Here is a 17,332-nt window from a genome sequence, read left to right as displayed (position 1 = left end):
AAACATTTTAAAAATTAAGATATAACACTATTTACAGGTATAATTAAAAAATAATTAAAAGTTATTATAGCTATTAACAAGCAATCATTATAACCATTAATATTTTAAATTTTTAAAAAAAAAGATATTTATGTTGTATAATGTGGATAAAGTTAATTTAAGCTAAATAAATGAAGAAATTAAAGTTGTAGTTTTGTTTAAACCAAAAACTAGATGCCAAAGAAATCTAAAACTAAATCAACTGCTTTCAAAAAGCATATTTCCCGAATTTTATCTATTCTCAATTCTTCAACTTCTTTAAACCACAAACAAATATCTATGAAGCTTGGGATACACAATCCAAGAAAGAGAGCTGAGGTTATTGAGTGCCTCCATTACCTTATGATTTCAAATCAAATAGAAGAAAAAAGAAGAGGAATTTACACAATAAAGAAAAACAATAAATACCTCACAGGTATTTTTGATCTTACAGCTAGAGGATCAGGTTATATTATATCTGATGATTTCGAAGAAGATATTTTTGTATCCTCTAATAAAACTATGGGTGCACTTTCAGGAGATGAAATAGAATTTTATATACTAAATAGAAAGAAAAAAGGGAGATTAGAAGGTGAAGTAACCCAAATATTAAAACGTTCAAAATCTGAATACGTTGGTGTTATTCAATTAAATAAAAATTTTGCTTTTGTAGTTCCAGATGATAAAAAAATGCCAGTGGATATCTATGTCCCTTTAAAGAAAATAAAAAATGCAAAAGAAGGTCAAAAGGTTTTAGTTAAAATAGTTGAATGGCCTTCAAAAGCAGAGTGTCCAACAGGAAAAGTAGTTGAAGTTCTTGGCGATGCTGGAGACCACCAAACAGAAATACATGCCATTCTCGCAGCATATGGTTTACCTTACAAATTTGATAAAAAAGTTGAAGACTTCGCTAATAATTTAGATACATCTATTACAAAGGAAGAAATAAAAAAGAGACGTGATATGCGTCAAATATTAACTTTTACCATCGATCCTAAAGATGCAAAAGATTTTGATGACGCCCTTTCATTTCAAATACTTAAAAATGGAAATTATGAGATAGGTATACATATTGCTGATGTTTCTCACTATTTACAAGAAGGTACTATTTTAGACGATGAGGCCTACGAACGCGCTACATCGGTTTATCTTGTAGATAGAGTTGTTCCAATGCTCCCTGAAGTATTATCTAATAATGCTTGTTCGTTACGACCAAATGAAGAGAAATATACATTTTCTGCAGTTTTTGAACTAGATAATAATGCAGAACTTAAAAATCAATGGTTTGGAAGAACAGTCACTTATAGTGACGCTCGATTTAGTTATGAAGAAGCACAATACATTATAGAAACGAAAGATCTTCTTATTCCAAAAGAAATAGCATTAACTAAACTACAATACAAAACGACGAACCTTATAAAAGAAGCAATTTTAAAATTAGATGACCTCGCTAAAATATTAAGAGCTAAAAGAATGAATGATGGTGCAATATCTTTTGATAAAAAAGAGGTTAAATTTACACTATCAACTAACAAGGAGCCTAAAGGTGTTTATTTTAAAACATCTAAGGATGCAAATAAGTTAATAGAAGAATTTATGTTATTAGCTAATAAAAAAGTTGCAGAATTTATAGGAAAACAAACCCCTAAAAAAACATTCATCTACAGAGTTCACGACGTACCAGATCAACAAAAATTAGAAAGTCTACAACGAGTTGTTTCTCAATTTGGTCATCAAATAAATATTAAAGATCAAAATCAAATAAGCTCTTCTTTAAATAAATTATTAATTAACGTTGTTGGAAAAAAAGAACAAAATCTAGTTGATACCTTAGCAATACGGTGTATGAGTAAGGCAGAATATTCTACTCAAAATATAGGACACTACGGTCTATCTTTCGATTATTACAGCCACTTTACATCCCCAATAAGACGATACCCAGACGTTATGGCACATCGTTTGTTACAACACTATTTAGATGGTAATAAAACAGTTAACGCTACTGAGTTTGAAGAGAAGTGTAAACACTCTTCTTCTATGGAAAATTTAGCGACAAAGGCAGAGCGAGATTCAATCAAATACATGCAAATAAAATATATGATGAATAAAAAAAACACTCCTTTTCTTGGGATCATTTCCGGTGTCACAGAGTGGGGTATGTATGTAGAAATCATTGAAAATAAATGTGAAGGAATGGTTCGTGTCAAAGACATCAGCGGAGATTATTATTCTTTTGATCAAGACAACTATGCTTTAATAGGAGAGCGCTCAAAAAACAAATACCAACTTGGTGACCAGGTTGAAGTACAAGTAAAAAAAGCAGATTTATTAAAAAGACACTTAGATTTTAAATTAACCTAAATTTTAAAAAATGAAGAACAAAAAATATTATATAATACTACTTCTAAGCACACAATTATTTTCCCAAACTCCAATAACCAAAACCTTAGGAGAGTTCTCACAACTAAAAGTTTATGATCTTATTAATGTAAGCTTAATTAAATCAGATCAAAACAAAATCATTATATCTGGAGAGCAAGCCGACGCTGTTAGAATTGTTCAAAAAAACAACACTCTTAAAGTCAAAATGAAAGTAGATAAAATGTTCAGCGGAGCAAAAACAAACCTCAAACTTTATTACACCTCGATAGATGAAGTAGATGCTAATGAGGGTGCTGTTGTTACCATAGAAGAACCAATCAAACAATATGAGCTAACCTTAAAAGCACAGGAAGGAAGTAAAATTACAGCTGTCGTGGAAACAAAAGTATTAAATGTTAAAGCCGTAACCGGAAGTGTTATTAATACAACAGGAAATTCTGAGCGACAGCAACTTAATATAAGAACAGGTGGTATTTACAAAGGAAGCAAAACAAGGGCTCAAAACACCACACTTTTTATAAAAGCAGGAGGAGAAGCAGAAGTAAAAACGACAGATGTTTTGGATGTTAAAATATTTTCTGGCGGTGATGTTTTTATATATGGAACCCCAAAACAACTTAAGCAAAATAGACTTTTCGGAGGTCGAGTCATTTTCAAAGAATAGATTATAGTGTTAGAAGATATTCAAGCAGCCATACCTTTAGGTTTTTTCTTATCTTTTATGATAGGACCAGTTTTTTTTGTTCTTTTAGAGACGAGTGTTGTAAAGGGATTCAGGGCAGCTATTTCTTTCAATCTTGGTGTTGTTTTAGCAGATATTATTTTTATTTTCTTAGCTTATTTTAGTAGTTATCAACTTCTGGAAAATCTAAGTAATCAACCCGGTCTGTATATTTTTGGAGGAACACTTCTTTCCCTGTATGGGGTTATTGTATTTTCCAAAAAAGCAAAGGGAGATACACTAGACACAAACCATCATGCGCCACTAAAAAGTAATTATTTGCAATTGTTTGTAAAGGGTTTTTTGCTTAATTTTATAAACGTTGGTGTTTTAGTGTTTTGGTTAGGAATTATTATAGTTGTTGGACCAAATCTAGATGCAAATCCGAGCAGGTTTTTACTTTTTTTTGGCACTCTAATTATTTCATATTTTCTAACAGATGTCGTTAAAATTTTATTAGCTAAACGCCTCAAAGCTTATTTAACCCCTTTAATAATTTTAAACATAAAGAAAGCCTTAGGTGTTTTGCTGTTAATATGTGGTATAACTCTAATCACAAAAGGGTTTTTACCTAAGGACAAACTAAACCCCACTCAAATAATTGAAGATATTAGATAGAAAAAAACCACAACAAAGTTGTGGTTTATAGTTCTGAGGCGTCTAGCGGATTCGAACCGCTGTAAAAGGTTTTGCAGACCTCTGCCTAGCCACTCGGCCAAGACGCCAAAAAGGACTGCAAATTTACGCAAAAAAACAGCACACACAAGAGAAATAAATATTAATGCTTAAATCTAGCCCGATATAACAAACATAAGATGCCGAAAAGAAGTGTTCATTTTATTTTAAATCCAGTTTCAGGTAGTGGTCAAAATAACCTAAATATTAAATTTATTCGTTCTGTTTTAAACACTAAAAATTATGATTTTAGGTTAAAAATTTCTCAAAAACCTGGGGACGTTTGTCAACTAACAAAGTTGTCAATACAGGAGGGCGCCAATGTAATTGTTGCGTGTGGCGGGGACGGAACCATAAATCAAGTTGCATCACAACTTATAAGCACAAAGGTAAAGTTGGGGATTATAAAATTTGGATCAGGAAATGGTTTAGCATCCCACTTGGGCATACCGAACGAGTTGATAAGGGCTTTAGAGGTTATTAAAAATGAAAAAGCCATAAATATTGATGTCGGAACAGTAAATCAACATTATTTTTTTAGCAACATGAGCATAGGTGTTGGTGCCCGAGTGATTAATCACTATACGGACTCAAAAAAACGACAGTTTATGTCTTATTTTCGTGCGGTTTTGAAAGGTCTTCTAAGTGAACCCTTAAACATGACCTTAGATTTAGTAATTGACGGTTACAAAACAACTATAACCCCCCTTGTTTTATTTATCTCTAACTCAAATGAAATGGGATACAATGTTTCTTTTACGCCAGACGCCTCACTACAAGACGGTAAATTAGATCTTGTTTTTACTGAACACCTTTCGCTTTTTCAAAAGATTTTATTTGCCAATCAAATTGTGTTTTTTAAGAAAAGAAGATTTGAAAAGGCGCAATATCTTCAAGCAGAGGATATTTTAATTACTAACAAAAAAAATGAAGAATTTTTGACTCAATTAGACGGTGAGTCTATTGTTGTTAACTCTAATGTGTTAAGAATATCACTTAAGAAAACTGCGTTAAGCGTTATTGTGCCAGGCTAATAAGACCTTTTTTCCTCCAACATTACAGTAACCTTTTCAACATCTCCACCAATCGGGGGGTTTAGTTTTGACACGGACACAGAAGCCCAATCGACTTCGGCACACTCATTAAGAAAACGAGCAATAATCCGTTGAGCCACTGTTTCTAAAAGTTTACAGGGAACACCCATCTCATCCACAACAATTGAATTTAAAGTGACGTAATCTACAGTGTCTTTCAAATCATCGGTTTTTGAAGACTTATCAAGATTTGCGCTAACCGCCACATCCACCCGGTAGTTGCTTCCAATAACCGTTTCTTCTTTCAAGCACCCGTGATGCGCATAAACTCTTATATTTTCAACCTTTATTATTCCCATTTTAATTATTTGTTTTGACAAAAGTAACATTTCTTCTAAAGATATATTCACAATCTTTTTAATTGATTAATTTTGCTTTGCAATAGCGCACAAAAAAGAAACCATGGCGATAGATAACACAAAACCGCTTAATTTTTTACAGCAAATAGTAGAAGATGATTTAAAAAACGGATTAAGTTCTGCTCATTTGCGTTTCCGCTTCCCACCAGAACCGAACGGCTATCTTCATATTGGACACACTAAAGCTATTGGTATTAGCTTTGGATTAGGGCAAAAGTATTCTGCACCGGTTAACTTAAGATTTGATGACACCAACCCCACAAAAGAGGAGCAAGCTTATGTAGATGCGATAAAAGAAGATATTGCGTGGTTGGGCTATTCTTGGGATAAGGAGTGCTATTCCTCAGATTACTTTAAACAACTTTTTGATTGGGCTGTTTTAATGATTAATGACGGTAAAGCCTATGTTGACTCACAGTCTAGTGGAGAAATGGCCGACCAGAAAGGTACCCCAACACAGCCAGGCGTTGACGGACCTTACCGCGACAGAACATCAGAGGAAAATTTAGCTTTATTTCACAAAATGCGCAACGGTGATTTTGAAGAGGGCACCCACGTCCTTAGAGCCAAAATAGATATGAAACATCCAAACATGCTAATGCGCGATCCCATAATGTACCGCATATTACACGCAGACCACCACAGAACAGGATCAGACTGGTGTATATATCCAATGTATGATTGGACCCATGGGGAAAGTGATTACATTGAGCAAATTTCGCACTCGCTTTGTTCTTTGGAATTCAAACCACACAGGGAACTGTATAATTGGTTTAAAGATTCTGTATACACTTACAGCAAAGACCAATACGCTTTATTACCAAAACAACGAGAGTTTGCACGATTAAATCTAAGTTATACAGTAATGAGCAAAAGAAAACTTCTTAAGCTTGTTCAAAACGGAGTTGTTTCGGGCTGGGATGACCCGAGAATGCCTACAATTTCTGGTCTTCGGCGAAGAGGGTATACACCAAATTCAATAAAAAAATTCATAGACACGATTGGGGTTGCTAAGAGGGATAATGTCATTGATGTTTCCCTTCTTGAGTTTTGTGTTCGTGAGGATTTAAACAAAACAGCTCCGAGAATTATGGCTGTTCTAAACCCTGTAAAATTAATAATAACAAATTATCCAGAGCAGAAAACAGAATATTTAGACGCAGAAAATAATCCAGAGGATGAGGGAACTGGAAGTAGAAAAGTCCCTTTTTCTAATACACTTTACATAGAAAGAGAAGATTTTAAACAAGAGGCAAACAGCAAATATTTTCGTTTAACATTAGGAAAAGAAGTACGCTTAAAAAACGCTTATATAATAAAGGCAGAATCAGTTACTAAAAATAAAGCTGGGGAAATAACAGAAATACGCTGTGCTTACGACCCAAAGAGCTTAAGCGGAAGCGGCACAGAAGAAAGCCTTAGAAAAGTAAAAGGCACACTGCACTGGGTGTCTTGCCAACATGCTGTAGAGGCCGAAATAAGGGCTTATGACCGCTTGTTTTCACATGAGGCACCAGATAGTCAAGAAGAGGATTTCATGACTTTTCTTAATCCAACCTCACTCACCAAAACAACTGCTTTTATAGAACCAAACATTTCTAATCCTAAAGCTGGGGATAAGTTCCAGTTTCAGCGTATGGGGTATTTTTGTGTAGATCAGGATTCTAATGAAAATAAGATTGTTTTTAATAAAACGGTTGGACTTAGAGACAATTGGGCGAAGCAAAAAACTAAATCAACCCCCAAAGCTGTTCAACCAATTAAACCAAAACAGAAACGGAAGGCAATTGACCTTATAAAACAACTAGGAAAAAAATACACCAATTTACCGGAACAAAAACAAGCAAAAGTTAAAACAGAAATTCAAGCGCTTTCTGAAGGAATAGCTTACGACGAGTTAGCCCCTCTTTTTGGCACAGCAGTAAAAAAAACAGGGACTCGTATCGCAGTAATGATTGCGCTTAAAGTTCTATTAGATAATGGTCAGAAACGCAATTCCGCTATAGATGAATTCATAGAAAAAGCCTCAACAGATAGTAATGATTTACTCGCTGCTGAGGCGGTCCTTATATAAGACTAAAACAGCCTTTATTCTCCGTTTTTCTTTTTCATAGCCTCTCCAATTTGATTGCTAGCGGTAAAACTCGCAACCATATCGTTTAACATATTACTTCCCGCTTGCGGAGAGTTTGGTAATAAAATTAAATTACTATTTGTTTCGCCTCCTATTGATTGAAGCGTGTCATAGTGTTGTGTTACCACAATAAGTGCAGAAGCTTCTTGTGAATTGATTCCCACTTTATTCAGCACTTCTACAGATTCCTCTAACCCCCGCGCGATCTCTCGGCGCTGGTCTGCGATACCCTGTCCTTGAAGGCGCTTGCTTTCCGCCTCCGCCTTGGCTTTTTCTACAATCAAAATCCGTGCTGCATCACCCTCAAACTGAGCAGCAATTTTTTCACGTTCTGATGCATTAATTCTGTTCATCGCTTCTTTCACTTGCGCGTCTGGATCGATGTCTGTAACAAGCGTTTTGATGATATCATACCCAAAAACCATCATCGCATCATTAAGCTCAGTCTTGACGGCGATAGCAATGTCATCTTTTTTAACAAAGACGTCATCTAGTTTCATTTTTGGTACCTCGGCACGTACGACGTCAAAAACATAGGATGTAATCTGATCGTGTGGGTAATCTAATTTGTAAAATGCCTCATATACTTTGTCGCGAATAACTTTGTATTGAACAGAGATTTTTAGACGTACAAAAACATCATCCAATGTTTTTGTTTCTACAATAACATCCAGCTGTTGAATTTTTAGGCTTAATCGTCCGGAAATACGATCAATCAAAGGAATTTTTAGTTGAAGCCCAGAGTGACGAATACTTTGGAACTTACCAAAACGTTCTACAATCGCTGCGGTTTGTTGTTTCACAACAAAAAATGCCGCAAAGAGAATAAGCGCGCCAAATAAAATAAAAACATACAGTAGTAAATTCATAATAAATAAGGTTTAAAGATGATTATTGATAAAGGTACTAAAAATGACTTGCAAAATAAAAATTAAATCAATCTAATACCTGATTCTATTAACCTACTTAATTCAGGTTTGTTTTGAATGATTTCAGCTAAGTGTTTTTTGATCTTGAGAATTAAGCTACTATCTTCCGTAAGTTCCAAAAGTTCAATTTGAAGTAACCAGTCGTTTTTGTGATTTTTAACTAGTGTTTCAAAAACTTTTTCCAAATCGCTTGATGAGAAACGCTTAGTTGTTCTATAAGACCGAACACTTTGGTAGAGCTGTTCAAGGGCTATATTTTTGGGCTTTTTCTTAGTTTTAATTGTTTTGGTCTTTGACACCGCATATAGGTTTGGAAAAGAGCTGCTGTCTGCCGCACCCGCAAACGCAGAAACAATGTTATTTCCAATAGCCATGTCAAAGACCCCAAATTCAGGTTTAAAAAGAACCTCTTTGCCATAGCGTACTGTACAATCCTTGAGCTGTATAAGCATGATTTTACCTTTTACATTTCTTATACCTGTAATGTTTAAACCTTCGACCGTTATACCGCTTTCAAATTCAAAAGCTAAGCGCTGGCCGTCGTATAAATTATATGCCTTTAGGTCTACTGGAGTCATGTTTTCAATCGGAAGGTTGACGCTTTTCAGCATACCCAACGGAGAGCTGTATCCATCTTTGTGTGCTTTAATTCCATGACCAATAAGTTCTTTATCTCTGTACGCCAGAGCTGTAGGGCCATCAGTTTTAAAGTAGATAACCTCTCTATCGTCGTTCATGATCATTTGGGTAAATACTCCGGAAACCTGCAACCCTGTACTCAGCTCAATTGTACCTATTGCTTTTGAATCAATAAGCTTCTGTAGGCCTTTATACCCTCCTTTTCTTACGCTTAGTGTATTAGCAAGCTCTTCAAGCACTTCCATTAAGTATGCAAAATTTGGTGTTACAAAAAGTTGAGGTTGGGGTTTTGTGATATCAAAACCCACCTGAGCCACATCAACTGAGTAAGGAATTTTTTCAACATCATCACGCATACACCATTCGCTTTCCCCGATTGAGGACAACAAGCCAGCGCCATATATTTTAGGATTATTCATTTCTCCTATTAAGCCGTATTCAACACTCCACCACTGCATATTTCTTATTTGTGCCATTTCCGAGTACTCTTCGTGTTGGTTTTGAAGGACGTTAACCTCTAGTTCCGCGGCATCAATATCTTTTTGTTTTACTCCGGGCGCTTCTTTTAGAATAGAGAGTTTACGCACCGCTTCATACAGATCAATATCGTATTTAGAAAGAATAGCTTTTGCACCAATTTCACCAAGACGCCTTAAAAATTCTGCATAATCAGGATTTGCAATGATTGGCGCATGACCTGATGCCTCATGAATAATATCGGGTGCTGGCGTATACTCGATATGTTCGAGCTGTCTTATATCAGAAGCAATAACAAGTACCTTATTAGCTTGAAACTCCATAAAGGCATTGGGCGGAATAAAACCATCGACAGCTACAGCCGCCCAACCAATATCTTTAAGGATACGATTCATTCCGTAGATGTTTGGAATTGACTCGACGAGAACCCCCGTTTTTTTAAGTCCACCAATATAAGATTGGTGCGCAACATCTTTTAGGTAAGAGATGTTTTTTCTCATAACATATCGCCATACTGCTTGGTTAACTGGCGTATACTCCTCATAATTCTGTGGTGCGATAAATTGTTTTAAATGAGCTGGAAGCCTTTCAATAACTTCTTCGGAATAAGCAGCAATAGGTGCCATAATTATTTAATTTAAACACAAAAACAAGACGTTTTAACGTGAAAGTTGAACTTGAGACTGCCACTAATTTAGTGAAATTTTAGAGACTTTCTTTTGTTGTTAAAAGCACGCTCTGATTAATGTCAAGCGGAAAAGGATGATTGAAGTAAATGATTTGGCCTTCCGTTTCCGCTTCAATCATATAGTGTGTTCCTTTAAAATAATTATGTTTTATATGTGCTTTAATTGACCCTTGGCCTGAAACTTCAATTTGATTTGCGTAATAAATAACATCGTTAAGGATGCAATAGTCAGAGAAAAAAGCAGCAACCAAATCATATTGTGGGTCTTTATAGAGTTTTTTAGGCGGGCCTTTAAGAATTATTTTTCCGTTATTCAAAACGGCCATATGGTCAGCAAAGGCCAATACGTCATTTTTGTCGTGAGTTGCAACAATACAAGTAATTTGTTTGGTTTTTAAGAACTGAAACAAACTCTTTCGTAATGATTGTTTTTTAAAGTTATCAATATGACTGAACGGTTCGTCCAATAAAAGAACTTCAGGTTGTTTAGCGATAGCTTTAGCTAAGGCCACGCGTTGTTTTTGCCCACCACTGAGCAGCTTTACTTTAGTAGAGCTAAATTCTTCTAACTCAACGACTTTTAGCAATTCTTTGATGCGTTTTTCTTTTTCCTTTGGATAGAAATTGGAGAGGTGGGTTCCTATGTTTTCACTTACTGTTGTGAAAGGCATTAGATCGAACTCTTGTGCAACATATTTCATGAATCCATGCCCCACAACGAGCTTGTCTTTTGGCCCTAAAACAGCTGAACCGTTCCACAAAATTTTGCCCTCATCTAGGTCATACTCTCCGTAAATTAGTTTTAAAAGCGTACTTTTCCCTGATCCACTTTCGCCAACAATTGCAAGATAATCTCCCCGTTTTACAGAAAGGGAAATTCCGGAAAGTATTTGACTTTTTGAGTAGCTAAAAGAAATGTTTTTAACCGAAAGCATTATGAGGCTGAGCTAAATACATGCTCTACCATATATTCAGCAATTTGAATCGCGTTGGTTGCTGCTCCCTTTCTCAAATTATCAGCAACAATCCACATATTTAATGTATTGGCTTGGCTCTCGTCTCGTCGAATTCTCCCCACAAAAACATCGTCCTTATTGTGCGCCAGTATAGGCATAGGGTAGGTATTGGTTTCAGGGTTGTCTTGTACAGTCACACCTGGCATTTCATTAAGAATACTGCGCACATCATTAAGCTTGAAATCTTCTTCAAATTGAACATTTACTGATTCAGAATGTCCACCTGCAGTAGGTATTCTAACAGCAGTTGCAGTGATGGCAAAAGAATCGTCACCCAATATCTTTTGTGGCTCATTTGCCAGTTTCATCTCTTCTTTTGTGTATCCATTTTCTAGGAAAACATCACAGTGTGGAAGCGCATTTTTAAAAATTTGATACGGGTAGGCCATTTCTTCACTTTTTCCATGGATTTCATTTTCCATTTGCCGCACGGCCTTCACACCAGTCCCCGAAACAGATTGATAAGTAGAGACAATAACGCGCTTCATTTTATAACGTTCGTGCAGTGGCGCCAAAGCCATAACTAACTGAATCGTAGAGCAGTTTGGGTTTGCAATTATTTTATCTTCACCCGTAATGACATTTGCGTTTATTTCCGGAACAACAAGCTTTTTGGTAGGATCCATACGCCACGCCGAAGAGTTGTCAATCACTACACAATCAACCTCTGCAAATTTTGGCGCCCACGCCAATGAAGTATCACCACCTGCCGAAAAAATAGCAATGTCTGGTTTAAGCTCAACGGCGGTTTCCAAACCAACGATCTTGTATTCATTACCTTTAAATAAAACAGATTTCCCAACACTGCGCTCAGATGCTACAGGGATAAGTTCTGTAACAGGAAAGTTTCGCTCTTCCAATAACTTCATCATTATGGTTCCGACCATACCCGTTGCGCCTACGACTGCTATTTTCATTTTATAACCCTTAAAAAATTAGGCCATAAAATTACTAAATAAGCACTGACTTTTCTTTAAATTTTACATATAAAAAAAGGCGGTCATGCATTCATTCTTTAAAAAACCAACTATTTTTTTAACAAATCTCTAATTTCAGACAAAAGATCGTTGTCAGAGGGGCCAGTGGAAACATCCTCCTCTTTCCGTTTTAAAGCGTTTATTCCTTTAATGATTAAGAACATGACAAAAGCAACGATGATAAAATCAATAAGATAGGTAATAAAGTTCCCCCATAGTATAGCGGACTCACCTTCAACAACACCATTATTGTTTATAACGCCCTCTTGAATAACGTACTTTAGGTCTTTAAGGTTTGCGTTAAAAATAAGACCAACTAACGGAGAAATAATTCCGCCTGTAAAGCTGGTGACAACATCTTTGAATGCCGCACCCATAACAAAGGCAACAGCGATATCCACTAGACTGCCTTTCATTGCAAATTCTTTGAATTCTTTGAACATAGGTTTTAGATTTGGGGTTAAATAATTGTTACTAACTTATCTAAATCTAGGGAGAAAACCAAATTATTCTGTTACGAAGACGCGTTTTACGCGTTGAGAAACTGCCGTTAGGAGTTCATACGGTATTGTATTTCCAGCTTTAGAAAAATCCTCAGCAGTATTTTCTTGATCAAATAAAACAACCTCATCCCCTTCTTTACACTCAATGTTTGTAACATCCACCATAATCATATCCATACATACATTTCCAACAATAGGAGCTTTTTGGCCGCTCAAGTAAACCGCCCCCACTCCGTTCCCATATTGTCTACCAATTCCATCGGCGTGCCCTATAGGCAAGGTAGCAATTCTAAGGTCTTGAGTTGCTTTAAATGCTCTGTTATAGCCAACAGTTTCTTCTTTATTAACTGTATGTAGTTGAGAAATTACAGTTTTAAGCGTAGCAACAGGTATAAATCTACTTTTGTCTTTTTGCATATTATCGTACCCGTACAGACCTATCCCACAGCGCACCATATCAAACTGAGCCTCTGGAAAATTCACTACTCCTGAAGTATTACAAAGATGCTTGATAAAAGGATAACCGCATAGGTTTTGAAATTGTTTAGTAATGGATTTAAAGCGTGTAATTTGAGCCTGTGTAAAGGCGGTCTCTTTTAGGTCTTCACTTGCGGCTAGGTGAGAAAACACAGACTGCACCCTAATGGAATCATAAGTCTTTATAACGTCTGTTACTTTAATTAGCTCAGGTTCTTGAAATCCTAAACGATTTAATCCTGTATTAAACTTGATGTGTACAGGGACATTTTTTTGGCGATTGGCCTCTGCAATCTCTGCGAACTCTACCAGTGTTTTAAAGCTATACAAACTAGGCTCAAGATTATGAGCAAGGATCATATTAAAGTTGATTGGCTGAGGATGAAGCACTAGAATTGGCGTTTGTATCCCCGCCTTTCTTAGTGCAACACCTTCACTTACGTAGGCAACGGCAAAATAATCCACCCCTAAAGCCACAAGTTGCTGCGCTATTTGTACGGCGTCACTGCCATAGGCAAACGCCTTAACAACAGCGAGCATCATGGTGTTATTGTTTGTTTTTTCTCGTAGAAGGCTAAAGTTGTTTTTTAGCGCAGCAAGGTTTATTTCTAATGTTGTTTCGCCCACCACAAGTATTAATTTTCGGTCTTATTATCCGCTATATTTTCAGGGTCTACAACTTTAATACCTTTTATCTTTTCCTCAGTCATAGCTTTGTAAAACGCGCTACGACTAAGGGGCTCATATTCGTTTACTTCACCTAAGAGCACAAGCTTATCGTCATTTAATTTGCGGAAGCTATACTGGGCCAAGTTTCCTGTTCTTGTGCAAACAGCGTGCACTTTAGTGACATATTCGGCTGTAGCCATGAGATTCGGCATAGGACCGAATGGGTTGCCTTTAAAGTCCATATCTAATCCCGCAACAATTACACGAATCCCTTTGTTGGCCAGCACATTACAGACGCTCACTATTTCGTCATCAAAAAATTGAGCTTCGTCTATACCCACAACATCGCAGCCGTCAGCAAGAAGAGGGATATTGGAAGCAGCGGGCACGGGCGTCGATCGAATTTCGTTAGCGTCGTGAGAAATAACACGTTCGTCGTCGTAGCGGACATCTATTGCCGGTTTAAATATTTCAACTTTTTGTTTGGCAAATTGAGCACGTTTTAGGCGACGAATCAACTCTTCTGTTTTTCCAGAAAACATGGATCCACAGATGACTTCAATCCATCCAAATTGTTCTTTAGGGTTTACTGTATTTTCAAGAAACATTTTGTAATTTTAACGCAATCAATTTTTTTGAATGCTTGTAATAACCGCGACGTAAATTTACTAAAAATAAAAGCATAACTCTAAAACTTATTCAACCGTATTAATTTTATTTTATAATGAAAAAGAAACTCGAATCAGAACTTATAAGCATAGCCCACCGAATCTTGAAGCTGACCGGTAAGGAAGACCTACCAAAGATGCAGAAAGAAATAGCTTTGCTCTACCAAAAAATTGTTGTTTTAAATTTTTTAGAATCTCAGTTCAACGGAGAAATTCCTGATAATGTTGCCACAAGCGCATCTTTTTTTGACGCTTTAGAGGAGGCATTTAATAATAAAGTCACAGATTCTATTGAGGTAGATGAACAAGTTTATGTTAATATAGATCATGAACAAGATGAAGCACTTATGGAGCCAGCGATAGAAAAAATAAAAGATATTGTGGCCCAAATGCCTCAAGAAACAGCGGCGGTAGATGATTTAGTTGATGAAATAAACGAGCAGCCAACATCAACCCCTGTAGAACAAGACTTATCTACTTTATCGCCAAGCTACAATCAACTTCCTATTTTTGCCGCTGTTGATGAACAAGAAGAACCTCAAAAGCAAAACGAGTCACCCACATCATTGAATGAAAAGCTCAAGCCGACAGGTTTTCAAATTGGACTAAATGACCGCCTAGCTTTTGTTAACCACCTTTTTGAAAACAACAATGAAGATTACGATCGAGTTATCTCTCAACTAAGCACTATGGATTCATTTGAAGAGATTTCCGATTTTATCGAAAACATTATTAAACCAGATTATAACAACTGGACTGGCAAGGAAGAGTACGAAACACGTTTTTTAGACACTATCGAGAACAGGTTCAAGAGTTGATAAAATACAATAATTCCGAAGCCCTATGTTGAGACCTTTTGTTTTCTTGTCTCTTTGTTTTTTGTGGACGTAATTTTTGGTTTTTAACCCCTTGTTTATCGCTCTGTATAGTTCTCATAAACGCAATATAGTTACGGCCACTATATACGTATGTTTTTTCTGAAATTGGGTGATAAAGCTTGATAGTTTCGTCGTCAATTACGGAAAGTTCAAAATAATCGGAACCGTTAAAAGCATATTTCAGGGTTAACCTTTTTGTACCGCCTCCAATAATGTCCTCTACTGAATATGCCCCTGTATAGTCCCATTGGATTTGGTCAGGGTTTGCGATGTTTTCATCAATAGAACTTTTAAAAAGAGCCTGACCCCCTTCGCTGTAAAAAAAGAGATAGTTTTCGTCATCAAATGCTGTTTCAGCACCCTCAGCAGTAGTTAGGCTGTTATCCCAGGCCCGATACTCTTGCAAGAAATAATCAATATTCTCAAAAAATATGGCATCATAGTCAAATGTACTGCGCTGAAAACCTCTTAAGAAGTAGGAAGTATCATTGATTGGGCTATAAAGCTCTATGGAGGAGATGCTTACTTGGTATACTTCAAAGCGCTGATGTCCATCCAAAGCGTGGTTAACGTCCAAAACGATTCCATTAGCATCATACATCCCAACATATGTCCCAAACCCATTACCACGCTCACCAAACCCCACTAGATTATTGTTAGCATATATGCTTCCATTTAAAAAAGAGAGCGTAAATGCCATTTCAACAAAAACGGTTTGCCCATCGCCCAATGTACTTTCGAGATCCACATACCAAAGATCATAACTTCCAAGAAGTTGTTCTAGCGTAACACTATTATTCACATCAGCGGGGTGTATTTCATCATGGCCACAAGAGGTTAAAAACAAAAAAGATATAGCGTATACAAAAAGAGAATTTAGTGTTTTCATTAAGAATGAGTTTAACTTATATTTATAGTTTCAAAAGGCATGCCAAAAGCACATCAGCTTCACCCTTAGTGCTTTATAAGCATTAATTTTTTAGTATTTTTGCTAGCAAAATCATAACAAATGACGACGGAGTTGAAATATGCGGTTTTTGGAAATGGGAGTTGGGCAACAGCGATTGTAAAAATGCTATGTGAGAAAACAGCATCAATTAATTGGTATGTTCGTAAGCAACAAACAATTGATTACATTCAAAAAGAACAACACAACCCTTCTTATTTAAGCTCTGTATCTTTCAATACAGATCAATTAAGACTCAGTTCAGATATAAATGAGGTTGCCGCATCGGCCGACGTTCTTGTGTTTGCCATTCCCTCAGCTTTTGTGTATGCGCAATTAAAGAAACTTAACATAGACATTTCAACTAAAATTATTCTCTCTGCTGTTAAGGGCATTATTCCAGAGACAGGCTTGCTCGTTGGTGAGCATTTCCACCAACACAGAGCAGTCCCATTTGACCAAATTGCGGTCTTGGCGGGCCCATGCCATGCGGAGGAAGTTGCCCTCGAGCGCCTTTCGTATTTGACGGTAGCCTGTACGAACACCACTACAGCTACAGCTATAGCTAGCCAACTCTCTAGTCATTATATTCAAACAAAAACCCATGACGATGTTATTGGAGCCGAATATGCAGCTATGCTGAAAAACATTTACGCCATTGCTGCTGGGATGGCGCACGGCTTTGGTTATGGAGACAATTTTCAAAGTGTACTAATGAGTAATGCAATTCGTGAAATGAAACGCTTTATTAAAAAAGTGTACAAAATGAAGCGAAAAATAAATGAAACGGTTTATTTGGGTGATCTTTTGGTTACAGGGTATTCAACTTTTTCACGAAACAGGATGTTTGGTAACATGATTGGAAAAGGATATACAGTGAAATCAGCCCAAATGGAAATGAATATGATTGCCGAAGGCTATTATGCCACAAAAAGCGCATATTTAATAAATCAAGCGCATGAAAATTCGGCCAGAACACCGATTATTAAAATGGTCTATGATGTGCTTTATAAAGAAAAAAACCCTAAAGAAGCACTCAGAGAGCTGGCTGAAAAATTCGATTAATAAGGATCGGCTTTAAA

At 36.4% G+C, this 17,332-nt stretch carries 16 protein-coding genes and 1 tRNA gene; 7 read left to right on the top strand and 10 right to left on the bottom strand.

Annotated features, from left to right (window positions below; all coding sequences use genetic code 11):
• The first annotated feature begins 213 nt into the window (after positions 1-213).
• From rnr to FORMA_RS05675, 3 genes are read left to right on the top strand one after another with little or no spacing between them, the layout of a single operon-like run.
• Entirely contained in the window at positions 214-2,379 is a 2,166-nt protein-coding gene (gene rnr / locus FORMA_RS05685; protein WP_069674747.1) for a ribonuclease R, read from the top strand.
• Between the two features lie 10 nt (positions 2,380-2,389).
• Complete coding sequence (locus FORMA_RS05680) at positions 2,390-3,064, top strand: head GIN domain-containing protein (RefSeq protein WP_069674746.1); 675 nt, start codon at positions 2,390-2,392, stop codon at positions 3,062-3,064.
• Positions 3,065-3,070: 6 nt separating this feature from the next.
• Positions 3,071-3,739, top strand: a complete 669-nt coding sequence (locus tag FORMA_RS05675; RefSeq protein ID WP_069674745.1) for a LysE family translocator — start codon at positions 3,071-3,073, stop codon at positions 3,737-3,739.
• Positions 3,740-3,775: 36 nt separating this feature from the next.
• On the opposite strand, the gene FORMA_RS05670 is transcribed toward FORMA_RS05675, so the two are convergent.
• Positions 3,776-3,846 (bottom strand) — tRNA-Cys (locus FORMA_RS05670).
• A 90-nt stretch (positions 3,847-3,936) separates the two neighbouring features.
• Between FORMA_RS05670 and FORMA_RS05665 the strand changes: the two genes are divergently transcribed.
• Positions 3,937-4,830 (top strand): diacylglycerol/lipid kinase family protein, encoded by an 894-nt coding sequence (locus FORMA_RS05665; protein WP_069674744.1) that lies wholly within the window; start codon positions 3,937-3,939, stop codon positions 4,828-4,830.
• Here FORMA_RS05665 and folB read toward each other — a convergent pair.
• Positions 4,827-5,189 carry a dihydroneopterin aldolase gene (folB, locus tag FORMA_RS05660; RefSeq protein WP_069674743.1) on the bottom strand — a complete coding sequence of 121 codons (363 nt, stop codon included), beginning with the start codon at positions 5,187-5,189 and terminating at the stop codon, positions 4,827-4,829. The two genes, FORMA_RS05665 and folB, sit on opposite strands and share 4 nt — an antisense overlap.
• 103 nt (positions 5,190-5,292) lie before the next feature.
• Between folB and FORMA_RS05655 the strand changes: the two genes are divergently transcribed.
• Positions 5,293-7,323: a glutamine--tRNA ligase/YqeY domain fusion protein gene (locus tag FORMA_RS05655; protein ID WP_069674742.1), complete on the top strand. Its 2,031-nt coding sequence runs from the start codon at positions 5,293-5,295 to the stop codon at positions 7,321-7,323.
• Positions 7,324-7,337: 14 nt separating this feature from the next.
• Here the strand turns inward: FORMA_RS05655 and FORMA_RS05650 are convergent, their stop codons facing one another.
• The 7 genes from FORMA_RS05650 to FORMA_RS05620 form a co-directional block, all read right to left on the bottom strand.
• Positions 7,338-8,252, bottom strand: coding sequence for an SPFH domain-containing protein (locus FORMA_RS05650; RefSeq protein ID WP_069674741.1), 915 nt, complete (start codon positions 8,250-8,252; stop codon positions 7,338-7,340).
• Positions 8,253-8,314: 62 nt separating this feature from the next.
• Positions 8,315-10,054 carry an aromatic amino acid hydroxylase gene (locus FORMA_RS05645; protein WP_069674740.1) on the bottom strand — a complete coding sequence of 580 codons (1,740 nt, stop codon included), beginning with the start codon at positions 10,052-10,054 and terminating at the stop codon, positions 8,315-8,317.
• 79 nt (positions 10,055-10,133) lie between these two features.
• On the bottom strand, positions 10,134-11,051 hold the full coding sequence (locus tag FORMA_RS05640; RefSeq protein ID WP_069674739.1) for an ABC transporter ATP-binding protein: 918 nt from the start codon (positions 11,049-11,051) through the stop codon (positions 10,134-10,136).
• On the bottom strand, positions 11,051-12,049 hold the full coding sequence (locus tag FORMA_RS05635; RefSeq protein ID WP_069674738.1) for an aspartate-semialdehyde dehydrogenase: 999 nt from the start codon (positions 12,047-12,049) through the stop codon (positions 11,051-11,053). The genes FORMA_RS05640 and FORMA_RS05635 overlap by 1 nt, the downstream gene beginning before the upstream one ends.
• 110 nt (positions 12,050-12,159) lie before the next feature.
• On the bottom strand, positions 12,160-12,552 hold the full coding sequence (gene mscL, locus FORMA_RS05630) for a large conductance mechanosensitive channel protein MscL (protein WP_069674737.1): 393 nt from the start codon (positions 12,550-12,552) through the stop codon (positions 12,160-12,162).
• 63 nt (positions 12,553-12,615) lie between these two features.
• Positions 12,616-13,716 (bottom strand): alanine racemase, encoded by a 1,101-nt coding sequence (gene alr / locus FORMA_RS05625; protein WP_335583339.1) that lies wholly within the window; start codon positions 13,714-13,716, stop codon positions 12,616-12,618.
• Positions 13,717-13,724: 8 nt separating this feature from the next.
• Complete coding sequence (locus tag FORMA_RS05620; protein WP_069674735.1) at positions 13,725-14,366, bottom strand: thymidine kinase; 642 nt, start codon at positions 14,364-14,366, stop codon at positions 13,725-13,727.
• A 116-nt stretch (positions 14,367-14,482) separates the two neighbouring features.
• Here FORMA_RS05620 and FORMA_RS05615 point away from each other — a divergent pair, with 116 nt between their 5' ends.
• On the top strand, positions 14,483-15,244 hold the full coding sequence (locus FORMA_RS05615) for a hypothetical protein (protein WP_069674734.1): 762 nt from the start codon (positions 14,483-14,485) through the stop codon (positions 15,242-15,244).
• Here FORMA_RS05615 and FORMA_RS05610 read toward each other — a convergent pair.
• Positions 15,234-16,193, bottom strand: coding sequence for a hypothetical protein (locus FORMA_RS05610; protein ID WP_069674733.1), 960 nt, complete (start codon positions 16,191-16,193; stop codon positions 15,234-15,236). The two genes, FORMA_RS05615 and FORMA_RS05610, sit on opposite strands and share 11 nt — an antisense overlap.
• Positions 16,194-16,313: 120 nt before the next feature.
• Between FORMA_RS05610 and FORMA_RS05605 the strand changes: the two genes are divergently transcribed.
• Positions 16,314-17,315: an NAD(P)H-dependent glycerol-3-phosphate dehydrogenase gene (locus tag FORMA_RS05605; protein WP_069674732.1), complete on the top strand. Its 1,002-nt coding sequence runs from the start codon at positions 16,314-16,316 to the stop codon at positions 17,313-17,315.
• The last annotated feature ends 17 nt before the right edge of the window (positions 17,316-17,332 follow it).

The sequence above is a fragment of the Formosa sp. Hel3_A1_48 genome, from assembly GCF_001735715.1.
GTDB lineage: Bacteria > Bacteroidota > Bacteroidia > Flavobacteriales > Flavobacteriaceae > UBA3537.
The sequence above is the reverse complement of the archived record's forward strand: the minus strand, read 5'-3'. Positions and strand labels throughout refer to the sequence as shown.